16 protein-coding genes are annotated in these 15,578 nt (G+C 48.6%); 3 read left to right on the top strand and 13 right to left on the bottom strand.

From position 1 onward, the window contains the following. Positions 1 to 44: 44 nt before the first annotated feature. The 6 genes from mutL to HMPREF2606_RS06795 form a co-directional block, all read right to left on the bottom strand. The gene (gene mutL / locus HMPREF2606_RS06820; RefSeq protein WP_070712643.1) at positions 45 to 2,021 is read right to left on the bottom strand and encodes a DNA mismatch repair endonuclease MutL; all 1,977 of its coding nucleotides are present in this window, start codon (positions 2,019 to 2,021) and stop codon (positions 45 to 47) included. A gap of 36 nt (positions 2,022 to 2,057) precedes the next feature. Continuing rightward, complete coding sequence (locus HMPREF2606_RS06815; RefSeq protein WP_003678948.1) at positions 2,058 to 2,540, bottom strand: GNAT family N-acetyltransferase; 483 nt, start codon at positions 2,538 to 2,540, stop codon at positions 2,058 to 2,060. A 28-nt stretch (positions 2,541 to 2,568) separates the two neighbouring features. Further along, positions 2,569 to 3,705 (bottom strand): 5-(carboxyamino)imidazole ribonucleotide synthase, encoded by a 1,137-nt coding sequence (locus HMPREF2606_RS06810; RefSeq protein ID WP_070712644.1) that lies wholly within the window; start codon positions 3,703 to 3,705, stop codon positions 2,569 to 2,571. Positions 3,706 to 3,788: 83 nt separating this feature from the next. Continuing rightward, entirely contained in the window at positions 3,789 to 4,358 is a 570-nt protein-coding gene (locus tag HMPREF2606_RS06805) for an RNA 2'-phosphotransferase (protein ID WP_070712646.1), read from the bottom strand. Positions 4,359 to 4,401: 43 nt separating this feature from the next. Further along, entirely contained in the window at positions 4,402 to 5,877 is a 1,476-nt protein-coding gene (gene trpE, locus HMPREF2606_RS06800) for an anthranilate synthase component I (protein ID WP_070712648.1), read from the bottom strand. Positions 5,878 to 6,012: 135 nt separating this feature from the next. Continuing rightward, a complete protein-coding gene (locus HMPREF2606_RS06795; protein WP_070712650.1) occupies positions 6,013 to 6,390 on the bottom strand; it encodes a hypothetical protein in 378 nt (125 codons plus the stop codon). Positions 6,391 to 6,526: 136 nt separating this feature from the next. Here HMPREF2606_RS06795 and HMPREF2606_RS06790 point away from each other — a divergent pair, with 136 nt between their 5' ends. Continuing rightward, entirely contained in the window at positions 6,527 to 7,147 is a 621-nt protein-coding gene (locus tag HMPREF2606_RS06790; protein ID WP_070712652.1) for a Smr/MutS family protein, read from the top strand. A gap of 52 nt (positions 7,148 to 7,199) precedes the next feature. Here the strand turns inward: HMPREF2606_RS06790 and HMPREF2606_RS06785 are convergent, their stop codons facing one another. From HMPREF2606_RS06785 to dnaB, 6 genes are all read right to left on the bottom strand, one after another. Beyond that, positions 7,200 to 7,700, bottom strand: coding sequence for a PilX family type IV pilin (locus HMPREF2606_RS06785; RefSeq protein ID WP_070712654.1), 501 nt, complete (start codon positions 7,698 to 7,700; stop codon positions 7,200 to 7,202). 4 nt (positions 7,701 to 7,704) lie between these two features. Beyond that, positions 7,705 to 8,313: a pilus assembly PilX family protein gene (locus tag HMPREF2606_RS06780; RefSeq protein ID WP_070712656.1), complete on the bottom strand. Its 609-nt coding sequence runs from the start codon at positions 8,311 to 8,313 to the stop codon at positions 7,705 to 7,707. Beyond that, positions 8,292 to 9,233, bottom strand: a complete 942-nt coding sequence (locus HMPREF2606_RS06775) for a PilW family protein (RefSeq protein ID WP_070712658.1) — start codon at positions 9,231 to 9,233, stop codon at positions 8,292 to 8,294. Before HMPREF2606_RS06775 ends, HMPREF2606_RS06780 begins: the two co-directional genes overlap by 22 nt. 2 nt (positions 9,234 to 9,235) lie before the next feature. Next, positions 9,236 to 9,916 (bottom strand): type IV pilus modification protein PilV, encoded by a 681-nt coding sequence (pilV, locus tag HMPREF2606_RS06770; protein ID WP_210399757.1) that lies wholly within the window; start codon positions 9,914 to 9,916, stop codon positions 9,236 to 9,238. Between the two features lie 15 nt (positions 9,917 to 9,931). Beyond that, a complete protein-coding gene (locus HMPREF2606_RS06765; protein ID WP_070712664.1) occupies positions 9,932 to 10,597 on the bottom strand; it encodes a pilus assembly FimT family protein in 666 nt (221 codons plus the stop codon). Positions 10,598 to 10,754: 157 nt separating this feature from the next. Further along, positions 10,755 to 12,161, bottom strand: a complete 1,407-nt coding sequence (gene dnaB / locus HMPREF2606_RS06760; protein WP_070712666.1) for a replicative DNA helicase — start codon at positions 12,159 to 12,161, stop codon at positions 10,755 to 10,757. A gap of 154 nt (positions 12,162 to 12,315) precedes the next feature. Between dnaB and HMPREF2606_RS06755 the strand changes: the two genes are divergently transcribed. Both HMPREF2606_RS06755 and HMPREF2606_RS06750 read left to right on the top strand, forming a co-directional pair. Then, a complete protein-coding gene (locus HMPREF2606_RS06755; protein WP_070460856.1) occupies positions 12,316 to 12,897 on the top strand; it encodes a superoxide dismutase in 582 nt (193 codons plus the stop codon). 224 nt (positions 12,898 to 13,121) lie between these two features. After that, positions 13,122 to 14,663, top strand: a complete 1,542-nt coding sequence (locus HMPREF2606_RS06750) for an L-lactate MFS transporter (protein WP_070584854.1) — start codon at positions 13,122 to 13,124, stop codon at positions 14,661 to 14,663. A 58-nt stretch (positions 14,664 to 14,721) separates the two neighbouring features. Here the strand turns inward: HMPREF2606_RS06750 and HMPREF2606_RS06745 are convergent, their stop codons facing one another. After that, entirely contained in the window at positions 14,722 to 15,567 is an 846-nt protein-coding gene (locus HMPREF2606_RS06745) for a DUF817 domain-containing protein (protein WP_070585503.1), read from the bottom strand. Positions 15,568 to 15,578: the final 11 nt, after the last annotated feature.

The following is a 15,578-nucleotide window of genomic DNA, read 5'->3' as shown; positions in this document are numbered from 1 at the left end:
AAAAGGCCGTCTGAAAGCATTTTCAGACGGCCTTTTTATTGGCATTACTGTCCGCGTAAAAACAACGCATCCAATTCTTTTAAAGTCAGTTTGACCCAAGTCGGACGGCCGTGGTTGCACTGGTTGCTGCGCGGCGTGTTTTCCATATCGCGCAGGAGCGCATTCATTTCCGGCAGAGTAAGCTGGCGGCCGGCGCGGACAGAGCCGTGGCAGGACATGGTGGCGAGGATGTGGTTTTCGTGTTCTTCGATGGTTTGGCTGCTGCCGACTTGGGCGAGTTCGCCCAATACGTCTTTGGCCAGTGAAACAACGTCGGCTTTACCGAGCATGGCGGGAACTGCACGGACGGCAAGGGTATTGCCGCCCATATCGGACAGTTCCAGCCCGAAGCCTGCCAGCGTTTCGGCATGATCGGCAAGGGCGGCGCATTCTTCGTGGGACGCGGCAAAGGTTACGGGAATAAGCAGTCGCTGGCTTTGCAGGTTGCCGTTTTCCTGACGTTGGCGTTTCATTTTCTCGTAGTTGACGCGTTCGGCGGCAGCGTGCATATCGATGAGCAACAGGCTGTCTTCGGCTTGGGCAAGGATGTAGATGCCTAGTAATTGGGCAATGGCAAAGCCGAGCGGCGGCAGTTCAGATTGAGAGGGAAGGCCGTCTGAAAGCGGCGTATCTGTTTTGGGATTAGGCGTTTCAGACGGCATATTGCCGAAACGTGCCTGCTCGAATTGGCTCAGCTCAAGGTCGATGTCGTCGGTTTTTTTGTAGAGCTCGGCATAAGTATTCATGGCCACGCGGCTTTCGCGCAGAGACAGGCTGCGTTGTTGCGGCACGCGCGCTGCTTGGTAAGGCATGGGTGCAGTTTTGCCTGATGAACCAAAGGCATTGCGTGTATCGGGTTTGTTGTCTGTTGGGTAGTTGGATGCGCTATCAAACAGATTTTCGCTGTCGTTTTCAGACGGCATTGGGGCAGGAGTAACGCCGGTAATGTCATGCAACACTTCGCCTGCGTTGCTGACGCTTTCGGTCAGGTCGGCGCGCGTGTCGGCAAGGGCTTTGTTGAGCGTGTGGAACACGAGTTGGTGTACTTGTTGGCTGTCGCGGAAGCGGATTTCGGTTTTGGTTGGGTGGACGTTGACATCCACGGCTTCGGGCGGCAGGTCGAGAAAGAGGACGAAAGCAGGCGTCAGCGCGTTGTGCAATACGTCGCGGTATGCTTGCTTGACGGCATGGAGCATGACTTTGTCGCGGACAAAACGATGGTTGACGAAGCAGTATTGTTTGTCGGTTTTACCTTTGGCAAAGGTTGGCTTGGCAATCGAGCCATAGAGTCGTAATGCGCCATTGCCGCTGTCAATTTCCAATGAGGCCGTCTGAAAATCATCGCCGACAATGGCGGCAATACGTTCATGCAGGCTTTGTGCAGGAAGCTTGAACACTTGTTTGCCGTCGCGTTTGAGTGAGAAGGCAATGTGCGGATGCGCCAGCGCGAGGCGTTCGAGCATGGTGGCGCAGTGGGCGTATTCGGTGTTTTCGGATTTGAGGAACTTGCGCCGCGCAGGGGTATTGAAGAAGAGTTCGGCGGCTTCGATGGTGGTGCCGACGGGGTGGGCGGCTGCCGTAGGGTTGCTGAGTTTGCCGTCTTCGGCTTTGACTTGTGTCGCGTGCGAACTGTCTTCTTGACGGCTGGTCAGGGTCAGGCGGCTGACGGAGGCGATGCTGGCCAAACCTTCGCCGCGAAAGCCCATGCTGGCAACGTGTTCCAAATCGTTTAGGGTTTTGATTTTACTGGTGGCGTGGCGGTGGAGCGCAAGCTCGATATCGTCTGGGTGGATACCGTTGCCGTTGTCGCTGACGCGGATGAGACGGATGCCGCCGCCGGCCAGCTCGACATCAATCGCTGTTGCGCCTGCATCGATACTGTTTTCAACGATTTCTTTTAAGGCGTTGGCAGGGCGTTCGACCACTTCGCCGGCAGCGATTTGGTTGACAAGATGGTCGGGCAGGGCGGCAATTCGGGACATCGGTTTCTTTCAAAAAAGCAACGGAGGAAGGGGAAATTACAGGTATTTGCGCATCAATTCGCATTCGACGCGGACGGTTTTGTTCAGCTGCAACACGGCAGTACCGAGCGATTCATAACGATTGAGGCGATAAAAAGGCACGGAATTGAGCGAGGCATACAGTTTGAGAAAGCTGAGGCCTGCATTTCGTGCCATTTCTTCGGCGCGGCTGAGGAGGGCCGTGCCTAAGCCGAGATTGTGGAAGAGTGGATGGACGTATAAGGCGTCCAGTTGCGCTTCTTTGAAATCGACTTGGAAGAAGCCTTGAATCAGCCCTTTGTATTCGACCACCCACAAGGCTTTGTTTTTATCGGAGATGGTTTCCAAATAGCTGTTGATGTCGAGCAGACTTTCCCATGTGTGCATAATGGTTTCATCGTAACTGCGGATGCAGGCGTATTGAACGGCGTGCAGATGGGCGTTGTGTATGGCTTGGCAGTCTTTTTCGGTTGCCGGACGGAGGATGGTCAGAAGGCTCATGGCGGATGGTCTGAAAAAGTGGGTAAGGTTACAGGCTTTGATGTAAGGTTTGTGCGGTTTGGAACGCGTTGTCCGCATCGTTGGCCAAGACGGTAAAGTGGCCCATTTTTCGGCCTTTGCGCGCGGCTTTTTTGCCGTAAAGATGCAGATGTGCATTCGGGTTGCTTTGCAGCGGCAGCCATTCGGGTTCGCCGCCGTCTTCCTTCCAAACGTCGCCCAAAATATTCGCCATACAGCAAGAAGTCAGTAATTTGGTGTCAGCCGGAGGCAGGTTGCACATCAGGCGGACCTGTTGCTGGAATTGGTCTGCCGCGCAGGCGTCGATGGTATGGTGGCCGGAATTGTGCGGACGCGGCGCGATTTCGTTGACGACCAATTCATGTGTGTCGCCGACAACAAACATTTCTACCGCCAATACGCCGACGTAGTTCAATTCATCGGCCAATCGCTGCGCCATTTGTCGCGCCTGTTGCTGAATGTCGGCACTCAGTCGGGCCGGGACGATGGAGTAGGCGAGGATACCGTTTTCGTGAATATTTTCGGCAGGGTCGAAAGTTTGCACGTTGTCATTGTTCAGACGGCATACGATAACGGAAATTTCGCCGCGCAAGTCCACCATTTTTTCCAAAACGCAATCCACGCTGCCGTGTTCGGCAAACGCAGCTTTGAGTTCGTCCACTGTTTTGACGCGGATTTGGCCTTTGCCGTCGTAGCCCAAAGTGGCAGTTTTCAGGATGCCGGGCAGAAATTGTACGCTTTCTTCAGTGATGTCTTCGGCTTTGCAAACTGCTTGATACGGCGCGGTTTGCAGGCCTGCTTTGCGTATCCATGCCTTTTCCTGAATGCGGTTTTGCGCGATGGCAACGCAGTCTCCGCTGGGGGAAACGTTGGTATGTTTGGCGAGAAAACGCATCGCGTCGGCATTGACGTTTTCAAACTCGGTCGTAACCGCCGCACATTTTGCTAATTCTTCCAAAGCTGCTTCATCATCAAACGGCGCGCACAAATGGTGGTCGGCAAATTCCGCCGCCGGCGCATTCGGGTCGGGATCGAGTACGGTTACTTTGTAGCCCATGGTTTTGGCAGCAACAGTAAACATTCTGCCTAATTGTCCGCCGCCAAGAATGCCGAGCATAGCAGGAGGGAGGATGGGGGATGTGTTCATGGATAATCGCTTTATGAAGAAATTGGGTAGGGTGTTTGTAGGCCGTCTGAACATGATGTTACGGCTTCAGACGGCCTGATGTTTTAAAGTTTGCCGATAAATTGCGGCGGAACGTTTTCAGTTAACCATACGCCGTTGTCCGCCAGATAAAATTGATGTCCTGCCGCAAGCATGGCGACAGTGTCGATGGTTAATACAAGCGGCTTGCCGTGTCGGGAGCCGACGTTGACGGCTGTTGCGGCATCGGCAGACAGATGGACAAAATGGCGCGAGGCAGAATGCAGGCCTTGTTCCAAAATAGACGGAACAGAGCGCTCAGCCGTACCGTGATACAAAATCTGAGGAGGCATTGCCACTTTGTGTTCGACCTGAACTTGTGCCGTCGAATGACCTTGCGCCGCGCGAATACGTTTGCCGTCTTCGGAAATCGTAAATCGTTTTTTATCGTTGTTTTCGACCACTTCCAGCAATACTTCGTAGGTCAGCGGACTGCCCGTAAAGCCGCGCTCGGGATGGTTTACCTGCGTCAGTAGGGTATCAATATCCACCCAGCCGTCTTTATCCAAAGTAATGCCGATTTGCTCAGGATGGTGGCGTAAGATAAAGCTGAGGAATTTGCTGACGGATTTTAATTGTTTTTCGTTGAGTATCATAATCTTGTTGTTTATTTATTTCAGAGTGCAGGCCGTCTGAAAATTATTTATCCAACCCTTCTTGCACCATTTGCGCTGCGCGGATTACTGCGCGGGCTTTGTTCTGCGTTTCCTGCCATTCGGAGGTTGGGTCGGAGTCGGCAACTACGCCTGCGCCGCTTTGGACGAAGAGGGTATTGTTTTTAATCACGGCAGTGCGGATGGCAATGGCCAAGTCCATGTCGTTGTTGAAACTCCATACGCCGACTGCGCCGCCGTAGATGCCACGTTTGCTCGGTTCGACTTCTTCGATGATTTCCATGGCGCGGACTTTTGGGGCGCCGGAAAGTGTGCCTGCAGGGAAGGTGGCGGCGAGGATATCCATGTTGGTCATGCCGTCTTTCAGACGGCCTTCGACGTTGGAGACGATGTGCATCACGTGGGAGTATTTTTCAATCACCATTTTGTCGGTGACTTTGACTTCGCCGGTTTTACTGATGCGGCCGACATCGTTGCGTCCTAAGTCAATCAACATGACGTGCTCGGCAATTTCTTTGGCATCGCTCAGCAGGTCTTGCTCGTTGGCGAGGTCTTCGGCTGGTGTTTTGCCGCGCAGGCGTGTGCCGGCGATAGGGCGGACGATGACATCATCGCGTTCGCGGCGGACGAGGATTTCGGGCGAAGAGCCGACAATATGAAAATCGCCGAAATCGTAGTAGAACATATACGGCGATGGGTTTAGCGTACGCAGGGCGCGGTAGAGGGCAAGTGGATTGTCGGTAAATTCCATGCTCATGCGTTGGCTGGGGACAACCTGCATGCAGTCGCCTGCAAAGATGTAGTCTTTGATTTTGTTGACGCAGGCTTTGAAAGGTTCTTCTCCAAATTCGCTGACTGCTTGCGTCTGCTTGCTGCCGAGGGAAAGCGGGATGGCGCAACTTTGGCGTAGCTGGGTACGGATGTCTTCAAGTCGTTCGCGCGCGCGTTCGTAGCCGTTGGCTTGAGACGGATCGGCATAAACAATCAGGTAGATTTTGCCGCTTAGGTTATCCACTACGGCAAGCTCTTGCGAGAGCATCAGGAGGATGTCGGGCGTACCGAGCGGATCAGCTTTGGCCGTATGTTTCAGGCGGTGGGCAAAATGTTCGAAATTGTAGATGGTTTCATAACCGAAGTAGCCGACCAGGCCGCCGGTAAAGCGTGGCAGGCTTGGGATTTCAGGCGTTTTGAAGCGGTTGTGGAAGGCTTCGATAAAGGGCAGGGGATTGCCGTCGTGTTGTTCGACGATTTCGCCGTTTTGATACACATTGACATGTTTGCCGCTGGTTTTGAGATAGTGGCTGCAAGGCAGGCCGATAAAGGAATAGCGGCCGAAGCGTTCTCCACCGACAACGGATTCGAGCAGGTAGGTGAAAGGCTTGTTGGCAAGTTTGAGGTAGATTGAGAGCGGTGTGTCCAAGTCGGCAAGCAGCTCTTGAACGAGTGGAATGCGGTTGTAACCTTGTGAGGCTTGGGCTTGGTATTCTTGTTTGCTGATCATCTTGATAAGTCTTTCAGACGGCCTGTTTTAGGGTGTTAAATCGTGTGAAGAGTATAGCATTTAATTGGGATTGTTGACAGTCTGAGCGTTATGTCAGATATGGAAAACGCCGTCTGAAAAAGACGGCGGGAGGTATCAGGCAAGGGTATTGGAGATTTTGTTTTTCCGGCTTCGTTTCCACTTGAAGAGATAAGCGGCAACAACGGGAATCAGGGCGATAATGGATTTGAATGTCCAGCCTGAATACCATGTGCCTTCGGGAACGTCGCTTGCAAGCCAAGTGAAGTACGGCCACCAGCAGGCAACCAGGCTGCCGAGGAACAGCGGCCAAATATGACGGCTTAAGTTGCGTTGCCATAAAAGGAAACAGATGGCCGCCCAAACGAAAGTCAGTACGGTAATCAGGAGAATGGTGTAGGCATCTGAAATCAGGATGGCGGCAATGTAGTAGCTGAGTACGACCCATAATAGGGCAAGTATCAAGACGATGATTTCTTCCGGGCGTTTAAACATGATTTCTCTCTTTTGTAATACTGGCAATGCGTTAATACTATACCCTAAACAAGAAGCGATGATAAGAGTCTTTCAGACGGCCTTGTAGTCGGGTTTGCTATAATGGGCGCAATCAATTTTTTGGAAAGGACAAACCATGAAGGCAAACTTTCAAGAAACGCTGAAGGCTTTGGGTAAACAGGCGAAAAAGGAAGCCGCGGAGCGGGAAGCCGAAGCGAAGGCTAAAAAGCAGGTAGAGGATGTGGATTTCAGTAAGGCGGTTGGCAAGGTTACGCCGTTAAAAAATCCTGGTAACTATTATGAACAGCCTCGTGATAAATCGCCTATCAAGCCGCGACCTAAAGAAATGGCGACTTTGGAGCAGGAAGATTATTTTTATGTAGGCAGCGGCGGCTGGGAAGAACCGCCGGCTTCGTTCAGTAAAAACGGGCAGGGTAAAAATGATTTGATGCGTTTGCGAAACGGTCATTATCCTGTTGTAGCGGATGTAGATTTGCACGGCTATACGCAGGAGGAAGCGCAGCAGGTATTGAACGAATTTATTGAGTTTACGAAAAAACGCGGCGTTTGCGGTGAGATTGTCCACGGTAGCGGCTTAGGTTCCTCAGGCTATAAACCGGTTTTGAAAAATATGACGCGCCGCTGGTTGATGCAGCATCCTGATGTATTGGCTTATGTCGAGCCCCGACAAGGCAATGATGGCGCAGTCAGGATTTTGTTGAAGCGTCAACGCCGAGACGATGATTGGAAACAGTAAAATATAAAAAGCAGTGTCGATAAAATGACACTGCTTTTTTATGTTTATCAGACTAAGAAGATTTCTTTTTGGAAACCGATTCGCAACCTTTGCCATTGGTCATTGTAGTTTTGGACTTATCGGCAGAATCAATATCAGTACATTTGTAAGCATTGCCCAAACTATCCATCCAAACGGAAAGGGTATAGCCTGTTTTTGTGGGAATGGCTTTCAAACGATAGGCCCGGCTTTTATTGATATCTTCGGCAGAGTATTTCATTTCGGCAGAGTATTTGTATTTGTCTGCCAAATCTTTATGGCCTTTGTATTTGGAAATAAAGTCATCCAACTCGATTTTAATCTCATTAGTTTTCCACTTTGGATTTTTAACCATCTGGTTTTTAAAAGCAGAATTGATGGCGACTAACTCGGCATGCGCTTGTGATTGGTAGCCGCGTTCAATGTAGCGATTGTAAGAGGGAATGGCAATCACGCTCAGGATGGCTAAGATGGCGACGGCAATCATCATCTCAACCAGCGTAAAGCCTAGTTGTTGGGTAGAGGTGGTATTCATTTTATTATTCGCTGGCAACGTAAGATTGAAGAACAACTTGGGTATTGACATTCTTACCCCATGCCTTGGCGGTAACGCGGTAAATAGTACGGTTGTCGGCAGAGTTAGTGCCTAAATATTCGATGATGTGGAGAGGAGGTTTTACCTTAATACCACTGATTTTGTATTCTTTACCGTTTTTTTCAATACATTTATCCGTGCCACATTTACGCACCCAGGCCTCATCTTTTGAAGTACCAGTCACAGTAATCGTACCTTCTGCAGTAAGATAAGAGCCGGCATTAACGTGTGCTGCTTTGCATAAACCTTTCTGTTTATTATCTTTATCTTTATCTTTAGGTTTGGTTTTCGAGGTCGAAATACAATCATCAGTGAAAGGAAAGTCCCCATCCTCAATTTCGTAAATGCGATTCTCCCCTTCACGCAATGCTGCTTCGGCGAGTGTAGTTGCAAATTTATGGTCAGCATCGTTTGTACTGATACGCTGTTCGGTATTGTAGGACTGGGTGGCTGTAACCACGAGCAGGGCGATGACGACCATCATCATTAAGACGATAAACAAAGCATAGCCTTGTTGCTGGTCGGGCTTGATTAGAGTGATCGGTCGGCGCATACGTTTCCTCCGCGGATGGTGGCATTAATATTATAGATATCGACTTTATTGTCTTGTTCTTTTGATAGGTCAATACTGCCGTTATTCAGTACGATTTGGATAGAAGCCGGAGACTTGGCCTCAATTGAGGTATCCAATTGATCTGCATACTTAAAGGTTTCCGCATTTGCTCCACTTGCTGATGCATTTTCAGAATCAGAACATTCTGCATAGATATAATGGATATCCATAGCAGTGATGCCTTTAATCAACAGCTGCGGGTTGCTCCATGAGCCATCATTTGATAATTGGAAACGGAACAAACCGCTCTCTTCGCCAAGTTTACCGACAGCGTAGGCAATTATTTCATGTTTCATGATGGCGATACTGCCGTCTTGATCAGAGTCGGTAATTTTTAAAGCCAATTTTGCCGCAGCCAAATCTTTAATTTCTGTGTGAGGTTTGGCAATGCCGGAGCAGCTGCTGGCAATGGCAGTTTTTTCAGTTGAGTCTGCTTTGTCGATACCGTATTGAAACAGCAGGATTGGGTCTTTACCGGTTTGAGCAAAGCTGCTATAGCTTAATTTATTGATTTCTTTAACCGGCAACAGATTATTCACACCAGCTGTTTTCAATGTGTATTCATCTGAGCTTTTGTCTTCTATTACTGCAGAGGCAGGAAAATTCGCCATATTGAAGCAGCCGAAATTGCCTGCCATACGCGCATCGCGGACGATCATGTTGGCGGTGTTGCGCAAATCTTGTTGGATACCGATGCGGGCGTTGGCAGATTTGTTTAATCCGCGTGCAGTAAAGTAAGTGGAGCTGACAGCCATTAAGACAATCATGCTAAGCAGGCTGGCAACCAAAAATTCAAGGATGCTAAAACCGCGAATGGCGGTTTTATTGGGAATATGGTTGAGTAAGCGTTTATTGTTCATTGTTAGTCTCTTACGCGTGATTGGTAGGTATAGACAACGTGATGCCCCGATGTGTTGAGATTTTTTGCGGTATTTTCTTCTTCGACATCTTGCAACCATAAAACTTTAACGATGGTTGTGTCGCCTTTGCCATCGCAGTTTGCTTGGAAGCCATTTTCGTAAGTCGGCTCTGCACCGGAAGAATCTTTACAGATAGTGAAGAAGAATTGGGCTTCGGGAAGGGCTTTGGCTAAGTCGGCTTTAAACTGGGCAATTTGAGCCTGTGCAAGTTGGGTTTTGTTCATTTTGGCTTCAAATTTTGCAGTTTGCTTTGAGTCTTTCAGCTGTTCAGAGCTTGATGTGATGTAATAAGCATCATCATAGGATTTTTTATAACGGGAGGTTTCTTCACCTGTTATTTTATCGACTTCTTTTTTTTCAGAGAGCGTTGGATTAATGAGCATACCTTCAATCAGATTTTGCGTAATTTGGGCGACGGCGGTTTGATTTTCAGACTCGCGCACATTGGATACGGTACGTAGTTGGACAGCCAGAAGGGCCAGCACACCGATAGCAAGGACAAACATGGCAATCAAAACTTCAATCAGGGTCATGCCTGATTGAAGTTTTGGAGTAAAGCTTGTTGAGCTCGTTTTCAGACGGCCTTTAAATGATCTGAGATGAGTAGGATTAGTAATGTTCATAAGATACCGTTGTTATTATTTGGAAGTGTATTCGCACATTTTGCGATCATCGTTTTTAGCACAGATTTCGACATGCCCATTGCCATTGATTAAAAGTACGGTAGCACGGGCTTTTTTGGTTTCAGCATCGTCAGCTGATTTATCTGTCAGGCTGATTTTGATGTGGCCGTCTGAAAATTGATAATTCTTGCCATCGGTTGAATGTTCAAATGTACCATTGGGCAGGAATTTCCACCAGACTTCTTTTGGAGCCGAAGAGGAGAGGGCAGAACGGTCATTGCTGCTAGGGATATAGTTGAAGCTGTATTTCACTTTTTCAGTGTCGCCATTGAGAATAATGGAGCGGATGGATAAATCGACACCATCATTTTTATAGTTTGAATCTTCGTTTTTATCAGCGTAGGCCAACATACCATTACCGGCATATTTGGAATCGCAACCATTATTGGGCGAGCCATCGGATTTAATTTTGACCGGGCAGATGTAAACGGGAAGATTGAGACGGACGGCCTCATTACGCGCGAAGCGCAGCAGATTGGCAATTTGCTCTGCTTGCGATGCCGTACGTCTGGAGGCAATCCATTGATTCATATTGGGAAGTGCGATGACGGCCATTACTGCTGCAATAGTAATGACGATCAGCAACTCAATTAGGGTGAAGCCTTTTTGTGTCTGATACATGAGTGATTTTTTGGTGGTAATGTGTTGGGTAACTGACGTTTTCTCTTTTGTACTTGCCTGTGGCAATGTTTTTGCTTTTATTAGATTTATTTTAAACGATTTTGTAATGCGTGACTAATGAAATATGAAATTCGGTTAGTTTTTCAGACAATCTGTCTCAATCTTCCATCAACATGGATTCTGGAACATAGGCGGCATTATCAAATTTGGTAAATTGACCCATCCAAGTGAGGAATACTTTCCCGACTGGACCGTTACGGTGTTTGCCGATAATACATTCCGCCAAGCCTTTTGCGGGTGATTCTGAGTTGTAGTATTCATCACGATACATGAACATAATCAAGTCGGCATCTTGTTCGATTGCGCCGGATTCACGTAAATCGGACATCATTGGGCGTTTGTCGGTACGCTGTTCAACGGTACGGCTCAACTGCGACAGGGCAATGATGGGAACTTGCAACTCTTTAGCCAATGCTTTGAGGGAGCGCGAAATTTCGCCAAGCTCAGAAGCACGGTTGTCAGAACGGCCGGAGCCTGACATTAATTGCAGGTAGTCGATGACGATCAAGCCCAATTTACCGTTGAACTGGCGAGCAAGACGACGGGCGCGGGCGCGGAGTTCGAGCGCGGTCAAGCCTGGAGTTTCATCGATATACATTGGTGCATCGGAGAGTTTAACAACTGCTTCGTTCAGACGGCCCCAGTGTTCGTCTTGCAATCTGCCGGTTTTTAAAACGCTTTGGTCTAAACGTCCGACTGAACTCAGCATACGCATAACCAGCTGCGCACCGCCCATCTCCATCGAAAATACGGCGACAGGCAGCTTGCCCTCTACGGCAACGTGTTCCGCAATATTGATCGAAAAGGCAGTTTTACCCATAGACGGACGGCCTGCGACGATGATCAAATCGCCCGGTTGAAGGCCTGATGTTTTTTTGTCGAGGTCGATAAAACCTGTCGATATGCCGGTTACCTCATCAGGATTGTCGCGCGAATAAAGCATATCGATGCGCTCGACCACTTCTTTCAAAAGGTCGGGCATCTCAAGGAAGCCTTGTTTGGATTTGGCGGTACTTTCGGCGATTTGGAATACTTTGTTTTCTGCCTCGTCCAAAAGCTGGCCTGCATCGCGCCCTTGCGGATTGTATGCGCTGCGTGCAATTTCCGTGCCGACTTCGGCAAGCTGGCGCATGATGGAGCGCTCGCGCACGATTTCGGCGTAGCGGCGGATATTGGCAGCAGACGGCGTGTTTTGCGCCAGTGTAATCAGATAGTTGAATCCGCCTGCCGCTTCCAATTCTTCATTGCGTTCCAAATTTTCTTGGACGGTAATGACGTCGGCAGGACGGCTTTCATTAATCAGGTTGGCAATCGCACGAAAAATCAGGCGGTGTTCGTGGCGGTAAAAATCCTCGCCGGAAACGACATCGGCAATACGGTCCCAAGCAGAATTTTCCAGCATCAGGCCGCCCAAAACGGATTGCTCCGCTTCTGTGGAATGCGGCGGCAGTGATAATGCGCTGATTTCACGGTCTTCAGACGGCATATCGGGATAATTGCTCATGACGGGCATCTCTGGCTGGAAAATTGTAATCCGCTATTATAACGCAGTGTAAGTTCAATTGGTTTGTTTAGGCTAAAGCAGGTAAAATAGCTATGTTGTCAATATGACGACGTACACTACCAAAATATAAATATCAATAATCAGGAGCATAAAAATGGAACACAAGCTGCCACAATTGCCTTATGAGCTGGATGCATTGTCCCCACATCTGACCAAAGAAACTTTGGAGTTTCACTACGGCAAACACCATCAAACTTACATCACCAATTTGAACAATCAAATCAAAGGCACTGAGTTTGAAGAAATGCCTTTGGAAGAAATCCTGAAAAAATCTTCCGGCGGTATGTTCAACAACGCTGCTCAAACGTGGAACCATACTTTCTACTGGCTGGGCTTTACCCCTAAAGGCCAAGGCAAACCTGCCGGCGAATTGGCTGCAGCCATCGATGCCAAATGGGGCAGCTTCGAGAAATTCCAAGAAGCGTTCGATGCTTGCGCGGCCGGTACTTTCGGCTCAGGTTGGGCATGGTTGGTGAAAACGCCTGCCGGTGAATTGGATCTGGTTTCTACTTCCAATGCAGGTACTCCGCTAACTACTGAAAACACTCCGCTGTTGACTTGCGACGTATGGGAACACGCCTACTATATCGACTACCGCAACAGCCGTCCTAACTACCTGAAAGGTTTCTGGGAAATCGTTAACTGGGATGAAGTTGCCAAACGCTTTGCCGCATAAAACGATATGAATGAAAAGGCCGTCTGAAGAATTTTCAGATGGCCTTTTTGTCGATATGGGCGTGATGAAATAGTTTAGATGAATGTTTTTTCTGTTTGATGCGCAAAATTATCATGGAGCAGAAAAAAGGATAAACGGGAGATTATGCTAAAATATTGTCAACAATTTTTCGATTCCACATGATATGGAATCAGCGTTTGACACATATCACACAAGAGGATTTTATGAAATTTCTAGACCGTGAGGCGACCATTGCCAAACCCGGCTTTAATCGTTGGCTGGTACCGCCTGCCGCTTTGGCCGTGCATCTTGCCATTGGGCAGATATACGCTTATTCCGTGTTCAATGCGCCGCTGACCAAGCTTATCGGTATTACTGAGTCGGCTGCAGGAGATTGGAAGCTGACCACGGTTGGCTGGATTTTCAGTATTGCCTTGGCGATGTTGGGCGCGTCAGCAGCCATGTTCGGTACATGGATGGAGCGCGTTGGGCCGCGTAAAGCAATGTTTGTTGCTGCCTGCTGCTTTAGCTTGGGCTTTTTTGTGTCGGCGATCGGCGTCCATACGCACAATCTGTTTTTGCTTTATTTGGGTAACGGTGTGATTGGCGGTGTTGGCTTGGGCTTGGGCTATATTGGGCCTGTATCGACACTGATGAAATGGTTTCCTGATAAACCGGGTATGGCGACAGGTTTGGCGATTATGGGCTTTGGTGGTGGCGCAATGTTGGCCTCGCCTTTATCCGTGTCGCTGATGAGTTTTTTCTCCAGTGAAACTTCGGTTGGCGTAGCGCAGGCTTTTGTTGTTTTAGGATTGTTTTATCTGGTGTTGATGATGTTCGGCGCGTTTACCATCCGCATACCTGCCGATGGCTGGAAACCTAAAGGTTATGTTGCACCGAAAATCAAAAACAAATTGGTCAGCAGCAATCATGTCAATGTCTCACAAGCCATGAAAACGCCGCAATTCTGGCTCTTGTTTTGGGTATTGTGTCTGAACGTGACAGCGGGTATCGGCGTTTTAGGTCAGGCTTCTGTCATGATTCAGGAGCTGTTTTCTGAAACTTCTGTCGGTAAACAGGCTGCCATTGGCGCAGGTGCGGCGGCAGGTTTTGTGAGCCTGTTGAGCCTGTTTAATATGGGCGGCCGCTTTTTGTGGTCCAGCGTGTCCGATAAAATCGGGCGTAAAAATACTTATACTATTTTCTTCGTGCTCGGCTCGCTGTTGTATTTTGCCATTCCGTCTATTGGCGGGAGCGGTAACAAGGCTTTGTTTGTTATTGGGTTCTGCGTCATCATTTCCATGTATGGCGGTGGTTTTGCAGCGATTCCGGCGTATCTGAAGGATTTGTTCGGTACTTATCAAGTCGGTGCAATCCACGGTAGGATTTTGCTGGCATGGTCAACTGCGGCCGTTATTGGTCCGGTGTTGGTCAACTATATCCGCCAAAGCCAAATTGAAAGCGGCGTTCCGGCTGCCGAGGCTTATAGCATCACCATGTACATCATGGCAGGTTTGTTGATTGTCGGTTTACTGTGTAATTTGAGTGTCCGTTCGGTTCATGAAAAGCATCACGAAAAAGACATTAAGGTCGCGGCACATAGTGGTAACCCCGATGATGAAACCGCTGTATCCGATGCCTATCTGATCAGCAAAAAAGTATCAGCGGGCGGTATCGGAGTATGGTGGCGCTGGGCTTTGGTCTGCGTTCCTTTAGGCTATGGTGTCATTATGGTGTTTGTTAAAGCATTAAGTTTGTTTAATTGATTGTTGAAAATGAAAGGCCGTCTGAAAGTTTCAGACGGCCTTTTAAAATATTAAGCAACTAATCTTTCGATACGCTGATGGTATGTTTGATGTGTTTTAAATTCGCAACGATGGTAAAAGTCATCATCACCAGTAACGCCCATGAACTCCATTTACTGATGTGTACCGATGCCCACGCGCCGATTTGGTTGGGATAGCGCCAAACGCCGAATAGGGTTCCCAAATTTTCCGCCAGCCAAATAAAAAATCCGATCAGGACGAAAGCGAGCAGGAGCGGCATTTTGCGAGTGGTGTCATAGGGCGTGTATAAGACCGTTGTCCGGGCATATAGGCCGAGAGCGAAAGCGGCAAGATACCAGCGATAGTCGCCAATATAGTGATGGGTAAAGAAATTGATATAAATCGCCAGTGCGCACAAAGTGCCCAACCAATACGGCGGATGACTTTTGATTTTTAAGTCAAACAGCCGCCATGCTTGAATGATATAGCTGCCGACCGCAGCATACATAAAGCCTGCAAACAGCGGTACGCCGCCGATTTTGGTGTATGCCTCATCAGGATAGCTCCAAGACTGGATATCGCCTGATGTTTTAAACCACTCTAAAGCAAAGCCCACCAAGTAAAACAGCGTAATCGATTTCACTTCATCCCAAGTTTCCAACTTGAAATACAGCATGGCTGCTTGTACGGAGATGGCAAAAATCAGCAGTAGGTCGTAGCGTGAAATACCCAACCAGCCTGTTTTCGGAACGAGGAACATGGCAATGAAAAACAAGCCTGCAAATAAGCAGGCTCGTGCTTCTTTTAAACCGAAAAACCAAAATTCAACGATAAAGCGTCGCCAACCATGCAAATCCTTGCGTTTGGGATGTTCAGTCAGCCAAGTATCCAGTTTGCCCAACATATTTTCAGACG

The sequence above is a fragment of the Neisseria sp. HMSC070H10 genome, assembly GCF_001837635.1.
In the GTDB taxonomy this organism is placed as follows: Bacteria; Pseudomonadota; Gammaproteobacteria; order Burkholderiales; family Neisseriaceae; genus Neisseria; species Neisseria subflava_A.
This window is presented reverse-complemented; position numbering and strand designations above follow the sequence as displayed.